At 44.5% G+C, this 19,019-nt stretch carries 14 protein-coding genes and 1 pseudogene; 9 read left to right on the top strand and 6 right to left on the bottom strand.

Annotated elements, in window-relative coordinates:
• The first annotated feature begins 29 nt into the window (after positions 1-29).
• Positions 30-1,067 carry a zinc-binding dehydrogenase gene (locus HMPREF2704_RS08060; RefSeq protein ID WP_049471864.1) on the top strand — a complete coding sequence of 346 codons (1,038 nt, stop codon included), beginning with the start codon at positions 30-32 and terminating at the stop codon, positions 1,065-1,067.
• Positions 1,068-1,125: 58 nt separating this feature from the next.
• Here HMPREF2704_RS08060 and HMPREF2704_RS08055 read toward each other — a convergent pair whose 3' ends face one another.
• Positions 1,126-3,837, bottom strand: coding sequence for a DEAD/DEAH box helicase family protein (locus HMPREF2704_RS08055; RefSeq protein ID WP_070846187.1), 2,712 nt, complete (start codon positions 3,835-3,837; stop codon positions 1,126-1,128).
• Between the two features lie 65 nt (positions 3,838-3,902).
• Entirely contained in the window at positions 3,903-4,946 is a 1,044-nt protein-coding gene (locus HMPREF2704_RS08050) for a threonine aldolase family protein (protein ID WP_070846185.1), read from the bottom strand.
• 120 nt (positions 4,947-5,066) lie between these two features.
• On the opposite strand from HMPREF2704_RS08050, the gene HMPREF2704_RS08045 reads away from it, so the two are divergent.
• Positions 5,067-5,948, top strand: coding sequence for a LysR family transcriptional regulator (locus HMPREF2704_RS08045; protein ID WP_070846183.1), 882 nt, complete (start codon positions 5,067-5,069; stop codon positions 5,946-5,948).
• A 97-nt stretch (positions 5,949-6,045) separates the two neighbouring features.
• On the opposite strand, the gene HMPREF2704_RS08040 is transcribed toward HMPREF2704_RS08045, so the two are convergent.
• The 4 genes from HMPREF2704_RS08040 to HMPREF2704_RS08025 all read right to left on the bottom strand — a co-directional run bounded on the left by HMPREF2704_RS08040 (position 6,046) and on the right by HMPREF2704_RS08025 (position 10,877).
• On the bottom strand, positions 6,046-7,320 hold the full coding sequence (locus HMPREF2704_RS08040; protein WP_070846181.1) for a hypothetical protein: 1,275 nt from the start codon (positions 7,318-7,320) through the stop codon (positions 6,046-6,048).
• Positions 7,321-7,609: 289 nt separating this feature from the next.
• The gene (locus HMPREF2704_RS08035) at positions 7,610-9,040 is read right to left on the bottom strand and encodes a vWA domain-containing protein (RefSeq protein ID WP_256318628.1); all 1,431 of its coding nucleotides are present in this window, start codon (positions 9,038-9,040) and stop codon (positions 7,610-7,612) included.
• 271 nt (positions 9,041-9,311) lie between these two features.
• Complete coding sequence (locus HMPREF2704_RS08030; RefSeq protein WP_070588681.1) at positions 9,312-10,121, bottom strand: Cof-type HAD-IIB family hydrolase; 810 nt, start codon at positions 10,119-10,121, stop codon at positions 9,312-9,314.
• Between the two features lie 12 nt (positions 10,122-10,133).
• On the bottom strand, positions 10,134-10,877 hold the full coding sequence (locus HMPREF2704_RS08025; protein WP_049497955.1) for a DeoR/GlpR family DNA-binding transcription regulator: 744 nt from the start codon (positions 10,875-10,877) through the stop codon (positions 10,134-10,136).
• Between the two features lie 176 nt (positions 10,878-11,053).
• Here HMPREF2704_RS08025 and HMPREF2704_RS08020 point away from each other — a divergent pair, with 176 nt between their 5' ends.
• The 7 genes and pseudogenes from HMPREF2704_RS08020 to HMPREF2704_RS07995 all read left to right on the top strand — a co-directional run bounded on the left by HMPREF2704_RS08020 (position 11,054) and on the right by HMPREF2704_RS07995 (position 18,950).
• A complete protein-coding gene (locus tag HMPREF2704_RS08020; RefSeq protein ID WP_070846176.1) occupies positions 11,054-11,623 on the top strand; it encodes a sugar O-acetyltransferase in 570 nt (189 codons plus the stop codon).
• Entirely contained in the window at positions 11,620-12,384 is a 765-nt protein-coding gene (locus tag HMPREF2704_RS08015; RefSeq protein ID WP_070846174.1) for a nucleoside phosphorylase, read from the top strand. The genes HMPREF2704_RS08020 and HMPREF2704_RS08015 overlap by 4 nt, the downstream gene beginning before the upstream one ends.
• A gap of 31 nt (positions 12,385-12,415) precedes the next feature.
• On the top strand, positions 12,416-13,798 hold the full coding sequence (locus HMPREF2704_RS08010) for a TrkH family potassium uptake protein (protein ID WP_070449318.1): 1,383 nt from the start codon (positions 12,416-12,418) through the stop codon (positions 13,796-13,798).
• Between the two features lie 9 nt (positions 13,799-13,807).
• A complete protein-coding gene (locus tag HMPREF2704_RS08005; RefSeq protein ID WP_023919047.1) occupies positions 13,808-14,473 on the top strand; it encodes a potassium channel family protein in 666 nt (221 codons plus the stop codon).
• Between the two features lie 353 nt (positions 14,474-14,826).
• Positions 14,827-14,922 (top strand): annotated as a pseudogene (locus HMPREF2704_RS11585) (CPBP family intramembrane glutamate endopeptidase); the annotation flags it as partial.
• A 120-nt stretch (positions 14,923-15,042) separates the two neighbouring features.
• The gene (locus HMPREF2704_RS08000; RefSeq protein ID WP_070449316.1) at positions 15,043-17,274 is read left to right on the top strand and encodes a glycoside hydrolase family 31 protein; all 2,232 of its coding nucleotides are present in this window, start codon (positions 15,043-15,045) and stop codon (positions 17,272-17,274) included.
• Positions 17,275-17,342: 68 nt separating this feature from the next.
• Positions 17,343-18,950: an alpha-glucosidase gene (locus HMPREF2704_RS07995; RefSeq protein WP_070846172.1), complete on the top strand. Its 1,608-nt coding sequence runs from the start codon at positions 17,343-17,345 to the stop codon at positions 18,948-18,950.
• The last annotated feature ends 69 nt before the right edge of the window (positions 18,951-19,019 follow it).

Here is a 19,019-nt window from a genome sequence, read left to right as displayed (position 1 = left end):
AAGTAAGCAATAGAAGGTAGGTTAATCCTATGAAGAAAACAGTCTATACAAAAGCTGGGCAAGTGGGTCTAGTAGAAGTAGAACGTCCACACATCGAAGCGCCAGATGACGTCATTCTCCGCATCGTTCGCACCTGTGTCTGTGGATCCGATCTCTGGAGTTACCGCAATCCTGATATTGAAGCGGGGCATCAAAATAGTGGCCACGAGGCTATTGGGATTGTCGAAGAAATCGGTGAGGCCATTACCACGGTCAAACCAGGAGACTTTGTCATCGCGCCTTTCACCCATGGTTGTGGGGAGTGTGATGCCTGTCGTGCTGGCTATGATGGGACTTGTGACCGCCATATCGGCACCAACTGGTCTGATGGGGTTCAAGCAGAGTACATGCGCTTTGAGTATGCTAACTGGGCCCTTGTCAAGATTCCAGGTCAACCATCTGATTATACAGAAGCCATGCTCAAATCCTTCTTGACACTAGCAGATGTTATGCCGACGGGCTATCATGCGGCGCGTGTAGCAGATGTGCAAAAAGGTGACAAAGTCGTGGTCATTGGGGACGGTGCCGTGGGTCAATGTGCGGTGATCGCAGCTAAGATGCGTGGTGCATCGCAAATCGTCCTCATGAGTCGCCACCAAGACCGTCAACAAATGGCCTTGGAGTCAGGTGCGACAGCTGTTGTGGCTGAGCGTGGTGAAGAAGGGATTGCCAAGGTCCGTGAAATCCTCGGCGGCGGAGCAGATGCGGCTCTTGAATGTGTGGGTACCGCAGCAGCCGTAGACCAAGCCCTTGGTGTTCTTCACAATGGAGGGCGCATGGGATTTGTCGGCGTTCCTCACTACAATAACCGTGCCCTTGGTTCGACCTTTGCCCAAAACATTTCGGTGGCAGGTGGAGCAGCCTCAGTTACTACTTATGATAAACAAGTTTTGTTAAAAGCAGTTCTTGATGGCGATATCAATCCGGGTCGTGTCTTTACTAATAGCTACAGCTTGGATGAGATTAATCAGGCTTATAAAGACATGGATGAACGCAAGACTATTAAGGCTATGATTATCATTGAGTAATGAAAAAGTCTAGTAGAAATGAAACTACTAGACTTTTCTTTTATTGTGAAATAAATTCTTATTTCAAATCCGACATCACTTGTTTCTTGGAGAAGGTACGCTCTTGTTTGTTAGCTAAGGCCTTGATGCGAGCATCTAGGAGAATGGCGCGACCTTCCGCACTTCGGGTATAGACGAGATCATACTTGCCCAGACTCTTTCGGATTTGCTCCACAAAGGCTTGGGCATCCTCTTTCCGTTTGTCAAAGAGGCTTGGTACAGCGAAATATTCTGTTTGATCGGATACCTTTTCCTGTGCTTTCAAGATATAGCGCTGATTTTCAATCGGTGCGAAGAATTCGATTATGGTTTGCGAGAAGAGTTCCTTCTCCCGCATGGTTCCGCCCTTCAAATAAATCAGCGTGTTGATGGCATCCTTTCGATCTCGTACGACTTGGATGCGGGTTGCTTGAGTCTGGATCTGCCCAGAAAGAAGCAGGGCTTGGTGAATGGCCTGGCCAAAAACTTCTAATCGTTTATAAGGACTCTTATAGAGATAGTAGCGGAGCCAAGCAAGGAGTGCGAGAACAGCTAAGACGACTATAAGAATTAGAGACGCTGTATTCCCTCCTCTATGTGAATAGTAAATCAGGTTGGCGAAAGCATCGGTCAAAGCGGCGGCCGTCAGCCAACGAGCTAGCTTTCTGGCGTCAAAAAATAGGGCCAGGGGCAGGAAGTGTTTATCCACTTGGACCTCATTTGCAATCTCCATATTCTCCAGAATCGGCAGGGCTTTTTGCCAGCCGTCTCGGAGCTCTTGACGATGAGTGGAGCGCTCTAAGGTTTCTTCATTGAGTTTTTGCAACTGTTTTTTGGTATAGCGGATATTGTCAAAGGCTAAACGTTCGATACCGGATTCGATGAAGGGCTCCTTGTAATGGAGACCTAAAAATTGCTTCATCCGTCTTTCTAAGAGCTCCAGATCAGGACTGTATTCTTTCAACTGATCAGTGATGGCTTCGATTTCTTCCTTTTCAAGATCGGACTTTTCATACCATTTCTTTAGAGAAAGATTGATGGAGACTAGATGCCAGATATTACTGGTCTTATTTGGATCTTGGGGCCACACTCGGATGGCACGACCTCGCATTTGGTTGCTGAGCATAAAACTGCCGACAAAACTCGCTAGGATTAGGGAGTTGACGCAAGGAGCATCCCAGCCTTCTCCTAGAAGTGACTTGGTTCCAATGACGACTTGGATAAGCCCTTCTTGAAAGAGCTGGGTCACAGCTGTCACCAAATCATGTTGAGAACCGATCAAGCGAACCTTGAGAAAGTCATCAGGAGATAATTGGCCGACACTTTGGTAAGTCAATCGATTCTCTCCTAGAAGCTCTTCTAATCTAGGCTTAGCGACCGTCGGGATGATGATGCTGCTGCCTGTTAAGACAGCGATGGCAGGAGGAGTTGCTTGCTCTAAGCTTTCCCTGCGAATGGATTCGAAATAAGAGAGTACTCCCAATTGAGTAAATTGGGTGTCCTTATCCCCGAGATGAACTTCAAAGTCTTGGCGGATATAGTCTGTTAGGACCAGTTGGCGTAGTCGGCTTCCAAGAGCCTGGTATTCAGCCTTGAAAATCTCTCGGACGGCATTGAGTTTTCCGAGGGATTGGTTGAGCAGAAGGTCTTGTTTTTTGTTGCGGACCAGTTTGACTTGTTTTCGATCGATCAAGCTGGCTGCTTTTAATTCATGAAGCAGTTGTTTCTCGTATTCCTCAGGTAGATTGTACCAATGAGGTACCTGAAAGAGCAGTCCTTGCAGTAGGATTTCAAGCCAGTCCAGGGTGAAAGCAGGTAGTTTCTTGGCTCCTAAAAGGTCCTGGAAACGTTTTGGGAAGGCGATTCCCTTGCTTCGAAGAAAGATCAGGGTAGCAGAGAGATACTTGGGATCATTGAGCAATTCATCATCGCTGATCTGACCCGATAAGGCCTGGCAGTTTTGGAGGTATTGGCAAAAGAGGGGATCGGAAGTCAGTTGCTGCAAGAGAGCATTTTTTTGTTGGCTAAAAGCATCCAATTGCTCTTGCTCTTCCTTGGTTGGAAAGGCAAAGTAGACATAGTCTTGGTGGGGACAAAGGGTGTCTTCTTTGACCAATTCAGGAACCGTAATTTCCTCATCGATCTCACCACACATGCGGATATAGCGTTCCCAAAGGGCAGGATCCCCTTCATAGGGAGGAGTAGCGGTAAGGGAGATCATCTTTAAGTCAGGGAAGGCTTGACGAAAGGCTTCCAAACTCTTCCACCATTCATTGCGTAAGTGATGACACTCATCTAAACAAAGGGTTCCAAGTGAGATGGCTTTGAAAGTAGTAAAGATATCAAAGCCTTTGAAATCAAATGTTTCAATCTCTGCCTGGTCATCGGTATCCTCAGCTTGTGATTGACCGACGACTTGGTTCATGGCACTGTGTAGGGCCTGATAGGTAGCCACTGTAATCAGCTTAGGATGTTTTAAGTCTTGTGAAATCAGTTGTTCTGCTTGGCTTTCATCACTCAGGAATGCCTGGATAATCCGGTCCACCCATTGTTGACGAATGGTGACCGTAGGAGCCAAGATCAGGGTTGGCTGACCAAAGCGTCTGATAAATTCGATTCCCAGGGTTGTTTTTCCAGATCCAGGAGCTGCTACCAAATGCAGGTGGCCATCCGCCATAAAAGCGTCACTCTTATCGAGAACGCGTTTTTGATAGTGTCTCCATTGCCCTGTAAAGGCTAGTTCTTGTAACATTGGTTTCCTCCCTCTATCAGGATTATTATATCATAAATGAGGTGGGTGACCGATTCCTTCAGGCCCTAGAGTGACTCAATCACCTGACACAAGGCCTCTACATCTTCCTTTCGAGTGGACCAGGAGGTCGCAAAACGAATGACGGTTAGTTCATCATCATACTTTTCCCAGAAGGAGAAGACCACTTTTTCAGAGAGTTTTTCCATTTGCTCTTTAGTTACTAAGCAAAAAATCTGGTTGGTTGAATTTTCAAAATGGAGAGGGAGTCCCGCTTTTTTACAAGCCTGACGGATCTGATTGGCACAGGTGATGGCATCTTGACCAATAGTGTCATATAAATGGTCCTTGAACAATTCATCAAATTGGATGCCTAGCAGTCTGCCTTTGGCTAAGAGTGCACCGTGTTGCTTGATGATGGTGGTCATATGAGGAAGAAGACGAGGATTGGGAATGACCACAGCCTCTCCAAACATGGCCCCGCACTTGGTACCACCGATGTAAAAAGCATCACAGAGGCGCGCAAGATCAGCTAGAGTCACATCATTTTCAGGACAGGCCAGAGCATAGGCCAAACGGGCTCCATCGACAAAGAGCTTGACGGCGTTCTCTTTACAAACTTGTGAAATAGCTTCAAGCTCCGCTTTGCTGTAGAGCGTTCCCAGTTCCGTTGGTTGTGAGATATAAACCATGCCTGGCATAACCATGTGTTCGTGGTTGCCATCTGCCCAGTAATCTTCAATGGTTTCTTTGATTTGTTGGGCAGTCAATTTTCCGTCTTCTGTGTCGAGTTCTAGAACCTTATGGCCACCAAACTCGATAGCCCCAGCTTCATGGACACTGACATGTCCAGTTTTTGCAGCGATCACTCCTTGATAGGATTGCAGGAGACTATCAATCATGATTTGATTGGTCTGGGTCCCACCCATGAGAAAACGGACTTCCGCTTGGGGACAGGCACAGGCCTCGCGAATTCGTTCGATGGCACTTTGGGTAATGGGGTCCGTCCCGTAACCTGTCATTTCCACTTGGTTGGTTTCCATCATCCGTTTAAGGATGTTAGGATGTGCTCCTTGTAAATAGTCGTTGGCGAAATTCAGTTGAGTTTTCATTTGGTTGCTTCTCTTTCTTTGTTGATGCTATTAGTTTAAAACAATTTTTGATATAACACAAATGGCAAAAACTCATCTTATCTATGATATAATGGAATAGATAGAAAGAAGGAGGAGCTTATGGACGCTAGTAAATGCCAGGCTGTCATAGTAGCAAGTGAGACCGGCTCTTTTTCAGCAGCTGCAGAACAGCTAAACTATACCCAGTCAGGGATTACACGAATGATTTCGAGTTTAGAGGAGGAGTTGGAGTTTCCGATTTTCATCCGTAATAAAAAGGGCGTTTGCTTAACGGAAAACGGTCAATTGATGCTACCCTATTTTAGAGAGATTGTGGCTGCCAATCAGGTAGCTTTCGAAGTCAGTGAGGACATTAAGGGAGTCATTCGAGGGTCCATCACAATCGGCTGTTACTTTAGCGTGTCCTCCATGTGGATGCCTAGCCTCTTACAGGCTTTTTCCGAAACCTATCCATCCATTCAGATCACTCTCTTAGAAGGTGGTAATAAAGAGATCGCCAAGTGGCTAGCCGAGAAATCTGTCGATATTTGTCTGTGCGCGGAGCCTCAGGATAGTGGAGAGTACAGGTGGAAAGAATTGTATCGAGACCCCTTGGTGGCTTGGTTGCCGAAAAATCATCCCAAGGCTAAACAAAAGACTTACAAGATAAAAGATCTGGAAGCAGAAGACTTTATCCATACCTTACCTGGTCAAGATACAGACCAAGACCGCTTAATCCAGCAAGAAGGCCTTAATTTGCAGACCAGATTCACCACCAAGGACGGCTTTACGACCTATCAGATGGTCAAGGCTGGTCTAGGAGTCAGCTTTAACCAAGCCATGATTGCAAGAGACTGGAAAGAAGAAGTGGCACAAGTTCCTCTCAGTCCCAAGCGCTACGTTTCTCTTGGCATGGCTCTCCCTAAAAAAGAAAAGATATCACCAGCTGTCCAACGGTTTATGGATTGCCTCGAGCAATGGATGGTAGAGTTTTTGAAATAGAGATTGAAAAAGGCCTAATCATTTGATTAGGCTTTTTTACGAGGGTTGCAGATAGTAGAAGTCGTATCAGTATTGCCTGTTTTAGTATCAAAAATAACTAATTTGTTTGATTTCCTTCGATGACATCCTCTTCAAAGTGTCCCACACCATCTTCAACAACAAATGGGCAGGTAACTTTCTTTTTTATTCCATTTTCATCATAAGAACAACTGATGTTATAGATTCCATCGGAAAATGAATTTTTTGGTAAAGATAAGATTTTTTCCTTAAAGGTATCTAAAGGACTACCATTTTCTGCCTTGATTTTCGTAAGGTCACAATCAAAATCGAGAGTAAGTCCCTTGTTTTTCATGAGATCTTTTGTTGTAATATGATAAAAGCCAGCTGCGTCAAAATCTCCTTTTTCTCGATTGCTGACAGCCTGCGCCATAATTGCAACATAGTAGTTTTCTATTGGATATTTTCCAAATTTAAAACTAGAAGTTATTGGTGTCGCAAAGAGTTTATCTATTTTTTCAGCAGTAGCATTTTTGATACGCTCTTCTTCTTGTTGGAAATTCGGCCTTTCTTTGTATACATCTAGTAAGAAACTGAATTCATCTTGTTTGACAGTGTGAAACAGTGCCTTTTCTTTATCATTAAGAAGTGTTTCAAGATCTGTTCCTGAAAGAAGAAAGAAATTTGATAAATGTTCTCCGCTTATTTTATGAATTTTTGCGGTAGTATCTTCTTTTAAAATAGTTCCGTCAGATAAATATTCAGTATATGTTAACTTGTATACTGTTCCATTAAAGGCTTCGATCTCTCTATGTTGGTCAATTAACTCAACTTTACCCTTTAGCCCAAGCGATTGAAATTCTTGTCTGAATGAAGAAGTAGAGTATTTGGCTATTGGAGAAGGAGTGGTGAGTAGTACTAGGTTAGAGAGAAAAAGAACTGTAATTCCAAAGACAAAACCAAGTATAGATGAAACATCTTTATCTTGCCCAAGTATGACTTTCTGATAAATTCCGATAATGAGGATAATAGAGTAGACAATACTGGCGCTAGCTAGTAGGGAATAGTTTTCGATGTAATTAAGGGGAAAACCTATTATTTGTATGAAAGCTCCAATTGTAGCTAGAACTAACTGTATAGTAGAAGTCTTTTGAATAAACCCATCATCTTCGACGGATGATTTTATTTTTGAGAGATCTCTAAAGATAAAAATATTTCCTAGCAGAATCATCACAAAGGATAAGTAATATATCGGCCACAAAATTGTAAAAGCAAATCCTGCAGAGTTATAAATGATAGAATAAACATAATTAAAAATTAAATACGCTGGTAAGAGCATACCAAGTCGGAATAAGCTGATTTTATAGGAATTCATAGGAGAACCTCCTTGTTACTATTAACTAGATTATAGCACATCTAGAGTTGGAGATAGAGCGTTTACATTGAAGCCCAAATTCAAGAACAACACTTAGTTGAGAATAGAATTCAATCAGATGAAGGATCTAAGATTTGAAAGGTTTACCCCATATTTTTTGATTGCTTTTTTAGTTCATAGATTGGGATTTTGTCTTTATAACTAAATCTCATAATAAAACACCCCAAAAATTAGAATTTTTCTGTCTAACTTTTGAGGTGCAGTTCATCAACTAATTAGGCTTTTCATGTTAGTCTTTCTTTGTTTTACGAGAGAGGCCAAAGGCAGCACTCATGCTAAGAAGACCAAGGCCAAGAGTTGTCAAGGCAATTGAGGTCTTGCTTCCTGTATTTGGAAGACTTGCTTCTTTTTGAGGAAGAGCTGCAGGTGCGATATAGACTGCTGTTTTGGCAGGCTCGTTTTTAGCTGGTGTGAATACAGCCGGTTTCACAGGGGTTACAACAGCCGGTTTTTGAGGAGTAGGAGTCGGTGTTGCAGGCGTTTGGATGCTAGGTGTTTGTGGTTTTGCTTTCGCCACGCGATGAGTTTTTGAAATCAACTCATATTTGTCTGTTTGTACCTTGAAGACACGACCTTTTTGAACGGTTTCAACGACTTTATTGGCAAATTGAACGTTCAACAAGTCACCAAAATTTTTGCGGATATCTAGGTAAAGACCATTTGTCCCATTGACCAATGGAGCAAAGTCAGACTGGTCTACTGTGCGTCCTACAACTGTTAAGGAAATATTCGCTGCCTTCAATGATTGAAGAGTTTCTTCTTTTGATGGGAGAGGATTCTTATATGGAGTATTCATATCGATTGGCTCGTCTGTAATGACGAATGCAAATCGATGATTGTTTGTTCCGGTGCCCCAGTTGTAGTCCTCTGAAGTAGCGATGTGGCGCAATGGAACAGTGGTGTTTTCATAACCACCATAGGTTTTGATAGTTTTCAGAGCAGAAATAAAACTTTCTGGATCCGTTGTGAATTTTGATCCGTTAAAATCAAAGTATTGTATACGATCTGATCGTTCAAATGCAACCAATCCCAAGCGTGCTTGGATATTTTTTGCAGATAAATTACGAACAAAGGTCTCAACGTTCTTCATTGTATCATTGATATGTGAATCCATCGAAGTTGATTTATCAATGACAAAGACGATGTCGGATGTTGCTTGGACTTCTTTTTTATTGATGACATCTGCTTCTTTTGTCACTTCGACTACAGTTGTTTTATTGACTGTTTCTGTAGTTGTCTCAGTGTAGTCAGCTGTTTCTTTTGTGGATGTAGCTGTCTTAGTTGAAGAGACTGGTTTTGAAGTGCCCACAGGTGTGTCTTGATCGGCTAAGCTAGTGGTTTTGATGGTTGCTGTTGAAGTAGTGGTTGTGTCTGCGCCGTCTGTTTTAGCAGATGGGCCAGTTTTTTTAACGTCCACAGCGATGACATCTCCAGTTTTTGCTTTATCAGCAGGAACAACTGGTGTATTGGCTTTGGCGTTGATTTCTTCTGTTGCAGTAGTGATAGGTGATTTTGTTGCTGTAGTAGCTGTAGGAGCAGCTTGGGTTGTTGCAGGTGCAACGTCATCAGCAGAAGCAATAGTCGTTCCTGTGAAGACAGTTCCTAAAACAACGGAAGCTAAAGTTAAAGTTTGTTTACGTGAAATAGTATATTTTTTCAAAATACGTCCCCTTTTTAATAAACTTTTTTCTATCATACAGGTTTTTGAAAAGCTTGTCAACGGTATAATAATCAAGGGTTTACGAGCTTTTTATATCTCTAATTATTAATAAAAAGCTGAATAAGTAAAATATACATAAAATGATTTAATTATACAATGCATACGAAAGAAAATAGGATTCCCACAAATTTGCAGGAATCCTTATTTTATCGGCATTTATACTATATTTTTTAGTCGTAAAAAATACTAGCTAGTCACTTTATTTATGTTTCTAAATCAGGACATAGGTTTCAACCGCTTGCCCAGCCCCGTTTTCATTGTTGGTCTTTGTCACGACTGCTGCTCCGTCTTTCACCTCTTGAGGAGCGTTGCCCATAGCGACCCCGATGCCTGCTTTTTTGAGCATAGGAAGGTCATTGAAGTTGTCCCCCATGGTGAGGACTTCTTCTAAGATCAAGTGGTAGTGGTTGGCGAGTTCAACCAGAGCATCCTCTTTAGAGACGTGCTTAGCCGTGACTTCTAGGTAGTTGGCTTTGGAGAGATAAAAGGCGGTAGAAGGGAAGTCGTCGGTAGAAATAGCACGATAGAGGGCTTGGATCTCTTCTGCTTCCCCAATTAAGAGCAATTTGTGGAGGGGCTTTGTCGCATCCAGTAAAGGATCCAATAGGGGAAGAATGATAGGTTTTTCTCCTGTAATCCGGGCCTCCTCTTGGCTCCATTGGTCGAGATGATCGGTCATCCAGTCTTTTCCACTATAGAGGTTGATCGAAACCTGAGGAAAGTGTTGGTTGGCCCAATCAATAAATTGACGGGCTTCAATCTTGTCTAAGGGATGCTCAAACAGAACCTGCTCTCCTTTTTGGATCAAGGCTCCATTGTAGCAGGCCATAGGACAGTCTTCTATGCCGAGCTCTTTGGCAATGGGTGCCATCCCTTTTGGAGAGCGAGCAGAGGCCAGCACGAAAGGAATCTTTTCACGCTTTAAATCCGGGATCAATGATGCTAACTGTGGATCGATCTGATGGTGGTCATTTAAGATGGTGCCATCGATATCGCTGATGATGAGACGAATGTGAGACATAAAGATTACCTCCTAATAGAGAATAGTGGTTTCGTTGCCGACTTGTTTAAGGATTTCAGGGCTTGGTTTTTGGTCGGTAATCCAATAATCAAATTGCTTGAGACGAGCAAGATAGTAGTTGGCATTTTGGGAGAACTTGCTGCTTTCTGCCACCAGCACCTTGGTACGAGCCCGTTCAAAGACGAGGGATTTGACTGTAACGTCTTCAGCATCTTCAAAGGTGACTTCGCCATTGGCTAAGCTACTTGCTCCAAAAAAAGCGAGATCAAAGCGAAGATTGTCCAGTATTTGTGCTTGATTCGCGTCATAGTAGAAGCGGTTTTTAGGGTAGAATTTCCCTCCTAAAAGATGAAAGTCAACCTGGGAATGGCTACTGAGCTGGATGGCATTGTCAAGGGAATGCGAATAGACTGTGACTTCCTTATTAAGCAAGCCAGCAAGCAGGGTCATCGAGGTGGAAACGTCGAGAAAGATCACTTGTCCATCTTGGATCAATTGCAGGGCCTTTTGAGCCATAGCAGTCTTTTCCTTGTTGGCTTTCTGACTACGGTCTAGGTAAGAAGGGCCGGGTTCTTTGTTTAAGGGGAGGAGTCCACCATGGGTCCTACGAACCAGCTGGCGTTGGCTAAGGAGAGCAAAGTCTCTGCGAATAGTATCTTTTGAGACCTTGAAATAGTCGACCATTTCTTTAGCTGATAGCTGTTTTCGCTCTTCTAAAAGTTCTAGGATTTTTTCGAGCCGTTGTTCCTGGTACATGAATTCGCTCCTTATTTCTGTTCTTTTCTTTATTGTACATTATTTTGTAAGCGGATGCAAGTTTTGTTAAGTGTTTTTAAGTGTTTATGATCTTTTTTCTTACAAACCTTATTCTGACGTTTGTTTTAAAGGGGGAATTCTGCTATAATATGTCAAAATAACGTGGAGGTTTCCTTATGGCCAGTGAATATGAAAAAATGATTGCAGGTGATTTTTATAAACCTGCGGACCTTGAATTGCGGGCTTTGGCCCAAGCCTCTCGGGAGAAACAAGAAGCTTTTAACCAAGAGGTGGATCCTAAAAAAGGGGCAGCTATCATCAAAGAGTGGTTTGGATCAACCGGTGAAAACCTCTATCTCAATCGTCAGGTTCTTGTAGATTATGGGGTCAACATCCATCTGGGAGAAAATTTCTATGCCAATTACAATTTGACCATGTTGGACATTTGTCCCATTACGATCGGCAATAATGCCATGATTGGTCCCAATTGCCAATTTTTGACGCCCTTGCACCCACTGGATCCAGATGAGCGCAATTCTGGTCTCGAATACGGGGCGCCGATTACGATAGGAGACAACTTCTGGGCGGGAGGAGGGGTCACCATTCTTCCTGGTGTGACGCTGGGTGACAATGTGGTCGCTGGCGCAGGAGCAGTGGTCACAAAATCCTTTGGAGACAATGTGGTCCTTGCAGGAAATCCAGCCCGTGTCATTAAAGAAATACCCGTCAAAAAGGAGAAGGAATGATCCATAAACATGAAATTCCTATTTTAGAGTTTGATGACAACCCGCAGGCAGTCCTTATGCCGACCCATGAGGGGTTAGACCTGCACCTACCTGAAAAATGCATCTATGCTTTCTTGGAAGATGAGATTGATCGCTTTGCGGAAGCTGTTGGAGCCAAACAAGTAGCTAGCTTTGTCTCAGCTACCAAGACCTATCCGGTCTATGTCATGGAGCACCAAGGAGAGGAAATCTGCTTGGCGCAAGCACCAGTTGGCTCTGCAGCTGCTGCCCAATTCATGGATTGGTTGATTGGCTATGGAGTGAAGAAGATCATTTCCGCGGGTAGCTGTGGGGTCTTGGTGGATATAGAAGAAAATGCTTTTTTAATCCCGACCAAGGCCTTGCGAGATGAGGGAGCCAGTTACCATTATGTCGCGCCCTCCCGTTATATCGAAGTGGATAGTCGTGCACTGACCGCCATTGAAACTGTCTTGAAAGGAAAAGATATTCCTTATCAAGAGGTCATGACCTGGTCGACGGACGGTTTTTATAGAGAAACACCTGACAAGGTGGCCTATCGCATTGAAGAAGGGTGTCGTGTTGTGGAGATGGAGTGTGCCTCACTTGCAGCAGTCGCCCAGCTTCGTGATGCAGTTTGGGGCTTGCTCCTATTTACCGCAGATTCTCTTGCAGACCTAGAAAATTATGACCAGCGTGACTGGGGGGCTGAAGCTTTTGAGAAGGCCCTAGAATTGTGCCTAGAGATGGTTCATCACTTGTAGGTCTTTTCACTTTTTATGATACAATGAAGCTATGTTAGTCAAATTATTTTTTAAACAATGGCAGGCCAAAATTAAAAGCCTGTCTCCGGCAAGGCGAATCTTTCTCAGCTTTGCCTTGGTTATCCTGGTGGGCTCGCTCTTATTGAGTCTGCCTTTTGTCCAGCAAGCGAGCTCAAAAGCAGGCTATATCGACCACCTCTTTACAGCGGTCTCCATGGTCTGTGTGACGGGGCTCTTTACCCAGTCGGTGGCTTCGACCTATAATGGTTTGGGGCAATTGATCTGTATGCTCTTGATCCAGATCGGAGGCCTAGGGATCTTGACCTTTATCGGTCTCTTCTTTATGGAAGGTCGTCAAAAGCTCAGCTACAAGGACCGACAGACCATCCGGGACAGCTTTAGCTTTAGCAATAACCAGAGCTTAGCCCGTTTTGTCCGCTCCATCTTCATTACCACCTTTACCATCGAAGGGGTGGGGGCCTTGCTCCTCATGACCCGCTTTATCCCTCGCTTTGGCTGGGGGCATGGGATCTTTAACTCCATCTTTGTTGCGGTCTCGGCCTTTTGTAATGCGGGCTTTGATAATTTTGGAGGCGATAGTATGATGAGCTTCCAGACCGATTGGTTGGTCAATCTGACCTTGTCTGCCCTTATTATTACTGGGGGCTTGGGCTTCATGGTCTGGTTTGACCTAGCCACCAAGGCCCGCAATCAATCAGGGCGGCGAACTCTTCGCTTCCATACCAAGGTGGTTCTCTGGTTAACGGCGGCGATCCTTCTCTTTGGGACAGTGACTAGTCTTATGACCGAGTTTAATAATCCAGCAACGATTGGGTCCCTTCCGTTAGGAGAGAAGATCTTGGTCAGCTTCTTCCAAACTGTCAGTATGCGGACGGCTGGTTTTGCCTCGTTGGATTATACAGCAGTCCGGCCAGTGACGCTCTTTATCTATCTCTTACAGATGTTCCTAGGTGGGGCACCAGGCGGGACAGCAGGGGGGATGAAGATCACCACCTTCTTGGTGCTGATTCTCTTAGCGCGCAAAGAGTTGCTCGGCTTGCCACATACCAACCTGGGTAAGCGCACCATCGCACCAGACTTGGTCCAACGCTCTTTGGGGACGGCAGTGATTTTCCAGTTGACTTTTCTCCTTGGACTCTTTGGCCTTTGTCTCGTGACTCCGGATGGTCAACGCTTTTTGTACCTGGTCTTTGAGGTAGTATCGGCTCTAGCGACAGTAGGCGTGACAGCCAATGTGACCTCGACCTTAAATGGAGCAGGGCTGGGGATCATCATGGTGCTTATGTTTATCGGTCGGATCGGCCCCTTGACCCTCATGGTCAGTTTGAACAATTACAAAGCTAAGAAGGCAGATGCCTTGCAATATGCTAAAGCAGACATCATTATCGGATAGGAGAAACTTATGGCAAATCGAACCATTGGAATTTTAGGATTAGGAATTTTTGGACAGAGTGTCCTGAAAACCCTGCAAGACCAGGATGTGGATATTGTTGCGATTGATGATCACGCAGATGTGATCAACCAATATGAATCCATGATTACGACTGGAATTGTTGGAGACATTACGGAGTTGGACCTCTTGGATGCAGCAGATATTGGGAACTGTGACACAGTCGTGATCGCGACGGGTGAAAACCTGGAGTCCAGTGTGCTGGCTGTCATGCACTGTAAGGCACTAGGTGTCGAGCACGTCATTGCCAAGGTCAAAAATGAAGTGACCAAAGAAATTCTGGAAAAGATTGGGGCTGATTTGGTCATCCTGCCAGAGGTAGAAGCAGGCATGTCCCTCGCCAAAATGGTTCTTTTCCAACACCGGATTGAAGTTTTCCAGTTGGATGAAGAAGTGGTAGTAGTCGAGTTTACGGTTCCATCCAGCTGGGTAGGAAAAAGTCTTCAGGACTTGGCTGTCAGAGAGGAGTACCATCTCAACATTATTGGTTATCGAGATGCGGAAGATCAACCGCTTCATATTCAGATTGCTCCCGACTTTATCTGGCCAGAAGGGGTGCGCGTGATGGCGGTGACAGACAACCAGTATCTGGATAGAATCCAAGACTTGTTAGACTAATCGTGTAATTGAGAGTGGGACAGAAATCGGTAATTCATTAGAATTCGATTTCGTCGTCCCACCTCCGCACAGTTGAGTATGGCTGTAAAAGCTGATGAAATCAGCGTAGTAGAGCCCACTCAACCACTGCGTCTTGCTCAACAATCCAAAAACAATTCTGAGGCTAGGACTTTTGTCCCAGCCTCAGAATGTTGATCACCTATTTTTTAACTGAAATAGGTGAAATGATTCTGCAGAAAAATGATTTTTAATTTTTACTCCGCAGACGCCCTCTGTATCTTAATTTAGTCATAGAACTTCCTGGATTGCTGAAATCATCCACTGGATAATTTCACCTAACGTCCGTCCTCAAGGTCGTCAAGAATCTCTTGCCATTTTTCCTCATGCATGCCTTGGCAGATATGTTTGGATCGAGTCTCATGTATCTCTTGATTCATTGGGGAAGTTGATCTTATAAAATTTTAGGAAAGGCTCTGTCAGGTGTTGACAGGCCTTTTTTTGAGTGCTATAGTAAAATCGTAAACGTTTACACAGTAAGGCGAAGTAGATAAAAAGAGGAGGAAAGACAAATGGCAGGATCAGTGATACAGGGAGAGAACTACCGAATCTCCGTATTAACGGAATCTTTGGTGCGCTTGGAATACTCAGAGGATGGTGTTTTTGAGGATGGTCAGACGCAAGTTGTGCAAAATCGTGATTTTGGACCTGTAGCCTGTGAGGTCGTAGAGACAGAAGAGGTCCTCGATCTTCATACGGAGCATCTCCACCTCCATTTTGAAAAGGGACCTTTTACACCGGATCGGCTTTTTATCGAGCTCAAGGGTCAGTATGCAGTCTATGGGAGCCGGTGGCACTATGGAGATCAGCCGGAGACCTTAAAGGGGACCAGTCGGACACTTGACGAGGTCGATGGGGCTATGGAGTTGCAAGATGGGATCTTGAGCAAGGCCGGTTATGCTCTTTTAGACGATTCCGCTTCCTACTTGTATGATGTCGAAAGCGGATTTAGAGCACGGCCATGTCCAGAAGTGGATCTGTATTTCTTCGGTTATGGGCGCGATTATCTAGGCGCCTTAAAAGATTTTTACCATCTGACAGGACAGCCACCCCTCTTGCCACGTTATGCTCTGGGAAACTGGTGGAGTCGGTATTGGCCTTATACCAGTCAGGAGTATACAGATTTGATGGATCGTTTCAAAGCAGAAGGGGTGCCTCTTGCAGTCAGTGTGATCGATATGGACTGGCACAAGACGGCGATTCCTGCTCGCTTTGGAAGTGGTTGGACGGGCTATAGTTGGAACCGGGATTTGATTCCCGATCCAGCTGCCTTCTTAAATGGCCTGCATGAGCGTGGTTTAAAGGTGACCTTAAATGTCCATCCGGCAGATGGAATTCGCGCCTTTGAAGATGCTTATCCCATGGTCGCAAAACGCTTGGGACTGGATGCTGAAAAAGAAGAAGCGGCTAGCTTTGACTTTTATAGTCCAGCCTTTCGCGAAGCTTATTTCGAAGATGTCCACCATCCTTTGGAAGATCAAGGAGTGGACTTTTGGTGGATTGATTGGCAGCAAGGTAGTCATGGCAAGATGGATCCCCTTTGGTTGTTAAATCACTATCATTATGTAGATAATTGCCGAAAAGGCCAAGCTGGTCTCATCTTATCACGATATGGGGGTCCCGGCAGCCATCGGTATCCGATTGGTTTTTCAGGGGACACTATTGTGACTTGGGAATCCCTAGCCTTTCAACCCTATTTTACTAGCACAGCTTCCAATATCGGCTACACCTGGTGGAGTCATGATATCGGTGGCCATATGCGGGGCTACTATGATGAAGACTTGGCTCTTCGTTGGTTGCAGTTTGGGGTTTTTAGCCCGATCAATCGTCTTCATAGTTCTTGTAATGCCTTTAACAGCAAGGAACCGTGGTTTTACTCGTCTGAGACCTGTCGCTTGATGAAGCAGTATTTGCGCCTGCGCCATAGCTTACTGCCTTATCTCTACACCATGAATGTGGCGACGCACGAAGAAGGCCTGCCTTTGGTTCAACCTCTCTATTACCATTACCCAAACGAAGAAGAGGCTTATGAGGCTAAAAATCAATATTTCTATGGCAGTGAACTCATGGTGGCCCCAATTACAGAGGCTCTGGATCCTGTCTATCATAGTGCTTCTGTGAGTGTTTGGTTCCCAGACGGAGTTTGGTATGATTTCTTCCATGATTGGAAGTACGAAGGAAAAGGCAAGCTTACAGTCTTTAGAGCTAGCCAGGATATTCCGGTCTTTGCGCGTGCAGGAGCCATCATCCCTATGGATGCACAACCGCAGACAGGGGTAGAGCTCCCAGAAATGCTGGACTGGCATCTTTTCCCAGGTGACAATCGTTCCTTCGTACTCGTTGAAGGAGAAGGAGATAACAGGGTTGAAACCCGCCTAACTGTCAATTGGGATGAAAGAAAGATTAAGCTGGATTTAACAGGTGATCGAACGCTGCTTCCTGAAAAGAGACAGCACCGGTTCTTCCTCCATACCTTAGAGACAACCCCTATCTTAGTGGACAATCACAGTCAGGAGATTGCGATGGGTGAGCTGCAATCGCGTCCTACTGCAAAAGAAGATCGGATGTTTGAGTTCTTGAAATCTGCCAACCTGGCCTACGATAGGAAGAATGAATTATTTGCGGCTTGTTCAACAGCCAAGGATTGGAAACAGTTGATGAAGATCATTACGCCTTTAGAGGAAGGTTTGCGTCAACGTCTCTTTGAAGTGATTTATTCCAGTGAAGAGAATGAAGACTTGTAAATTCTTGCAATTTTACCCCTATTTTTGTATGATGAAAGTGATTTCACAATCATAAAGGAGAAGAAAAAATGGAACAAAAATGGTGGCATAATGCCGTAATTTACCAAGTTTATCCAAAGAGTTTCAAGGATAGTAATGGCGATGGCATCGGGGATCTCAAGGGGATCACGAGCAAGCTAGACTACTTGGAAAAATTAGGGATTACAGCGATCTGGCTCTCACCAGTCTACAAGAGTCCCATGGATGATAACGGCTATGACATCTCGGATTACGAGGATATTGCATCCATCTTTGGTAGCATGGAAGATATGGAAGAATTGATCGCAGAAGGTCAGAAACGCAAGATCAAAATCATTATGGACTTGGTAGTCAACCATACCTCTGATGAGCATGCTTGGTTTATCGAAGCACGTGAAAATCCAGACAGTCCAAAGCGGGATTTCTATATTTGGCGGGATGAGCCCAATGGCATTATTTCTGCTTTTAGTGGCTCTGCTTGGGAATTTGATGAAGCATCAGGCCAATACTACCTGCATAACTTCAGTAAGAAGCAACCAGACCTCAACTGGGAAAACGAGGAGCTTCGTCATCAGATCTATGACATGATGAATTTCTGGATTGACAAGGGAATTGGTGGCTTCCGTATGGATGTCATCGATATGATCGGTAAGATCCCAGATCAGGAAATCATCAGCAATGGTCCCATGCTCCATCCTTATTTGAAGGAAATGAATCAAGCTACCTTTGGCGATAAGGATCTGCTCACCGTGGGAGAAACTTGGGGGGCGACTCCAGAGATTGCTAAGCAATATTCCAATCCAAAAAATCAAGAATTGTCCATGGTCTTCCAATTTGAACACATTGGTCTTCAATACCAACCGGGTCAACCAAAATGGCACTACTCTAAAGAATTGGATGTGCCAAAATTGAAAGAAATTTTCACCAAGTGGCAGACGGAATTAGGAAAAGACGAAGGCTGGAATTCCCTCTTTTGGAACAACCACGATCTCCCACGGATTGTGTCAACTTGGGGGGATGATGGCGACTACCGTGTCAAATCTGCCAAGGCTTTAGCAATTCTGCTACACTTGATGAAGGGGACTCCGTATATCTATCAAGGGGAAGAAATCGGGATGACCAATTATCCATTTAAGACCCTCGAGGATGTAGAAGATATCGAGTCAATCAACTATGCCCATGAAGCCTTGGAAAAAGGAGTGCCACTCGAAGTGATCATGGATCAGATCCGCCATATTGGTCGGGACAATGCGCGGACACCGATGCAGTGGAATGATGAAGCAGAAGCTGGCTTTACGACAGGTCAACCATGGCTTGCTGTCAACCCAAACTACAAAGAGATCAATGTAGAGGCTGCCCTAGCAGATCCAGACTCTATTTTCTATACCTACCAAGCCCTCATTGCTTTGAGAAAAGAGTACCCTTGGCTTGTGACCGCTGATTATGAATTGGTGGACGCAACAGACAAGGTTTTTGCCTACAAGCGGGTAGAAGGAGAGCAAGCCTATCTGGTGGTTGTCAATCTCTCCAGTCAAGAGCAAGAGTTACCGCTCGTCAATGGGGTTGAAGAGGTTCTCATTGCCAATACCAAGGTAGAACAAGTCCTCGAATCAGGCAAGTTAGCCCCTTGGGATGCCTTCTGTGTCAAACTAGCCTAATAAAAGTAAGAAAAATAGAGGAAATTACTTCCTCGTAGAAGCAGGTCTTTCTCAGTAGAGAAGGCCTTC

It is taken from the genome of Streptococcus sp. HMSC076C09 (assembly GCF_001837905.1).
GTDB lineage: Bacteria > Bacillota > Bacilli > Lactobacillales > Streptococcaceae > Streptococcus > Streptococcus parasanguinis_I.
This window is presented reverse-complemented; position numbering and strand designations above follow the sequence as displayed.

Bases quoted from the DNA above. Each gene is read 5' to 3' on its own strand.
- HMPREF2704_RS08005 (WP_023919047.1), top strand. From the start codon at position 13,808: ATGGCAAATCGAACCATTGGAATTTTAGGATTAGGAATTTTTGGACAG.
- HMPREF2704_RS08055 (WP_070846187.1), bottom strand. From the start codon at position 3,837: ATGTTACAAGAACTAGCCTTTACAGGGCAATGGAGACACTATCAAAAA.
- HMPREF2704_RS08010 (WP_070449318.1), top strand. From the start codon at position 12,416: ATGTTAGTCAAATTATTTTTTAAACAATGGCAGGCCAAAATTAAAAGC.
- HMPREF2704_RS08040 (WP_070846181.1), bottom strand. From the start codon at position 7,320: ATGAATTCCTATAAAATCAGCTTATTCCGACTTGGTATGCTCTTACCA.
- HMPREF2704_RS08025 (WP_049497955.1), bottom strand. From the start codon at position 10,877: ATGTACCAGGAACAACGGCTCGAAAAAATCCTAGAACTTTTAGAAGAG.
- HMPREF2704_RS08000 (WP_070449316.1), top strand. From the start codon at position 15,043: ATGGCAGGATCAGTGATACAGGGAGAGAACTACCGAATCTCCGTATTA.
- HMPREF2704_RS08045 (WP_070846183.1), top strand. From the start codon at position 5,067: ATGGACGCTAGTAAATGCCAGGCTGTCATAGTAGCAAGTGAGACCGGC.
- HMPREF2704_RS07995 (WP_070846172.1), top strand. From the start codon at position 17,343: ATGGAACAAAAATGGTGGCATAATGCCGTAATTTACCAAGTTTATCCA.
- HMPREF2704_RS08015 (WP_070846174.1), top strand. From the start codon at position 11,620: ATGATCCATAAACATGAAATTCCTATTTTAGAGTTTGATGACAACCCG.
- HMPREF2704_RS08030 (WP_070588681.1), bottom strand. From the start codon at position 10,121: ATGTCTCACATTCGTCTCATCATCAGCGATATCGATGGCACCATCTTA.
- HMPREF2704_RS08060 (WP_049471864.1), top strand. From the start codon at position 30: ATGAAGAAAACAGTCTATACAAAAGCTGGGCAAGTGGGTCTAGTAGAA.
- HMPREF2704_RS08050 (WP_070846185.1), bottom strand. From the start codon at position 4,946: ATGAAAACTCAACTGAATTTCGCCAACGACTATTTACAAGGAGCACAT.
- HMPREF2704_RS08020 (WP_070846176.1), top strand. From the start codon at position 11,054: ATGGCCAGTGAATATGAAAAAATGATTGCAGGTGATTTTTATAAACCT.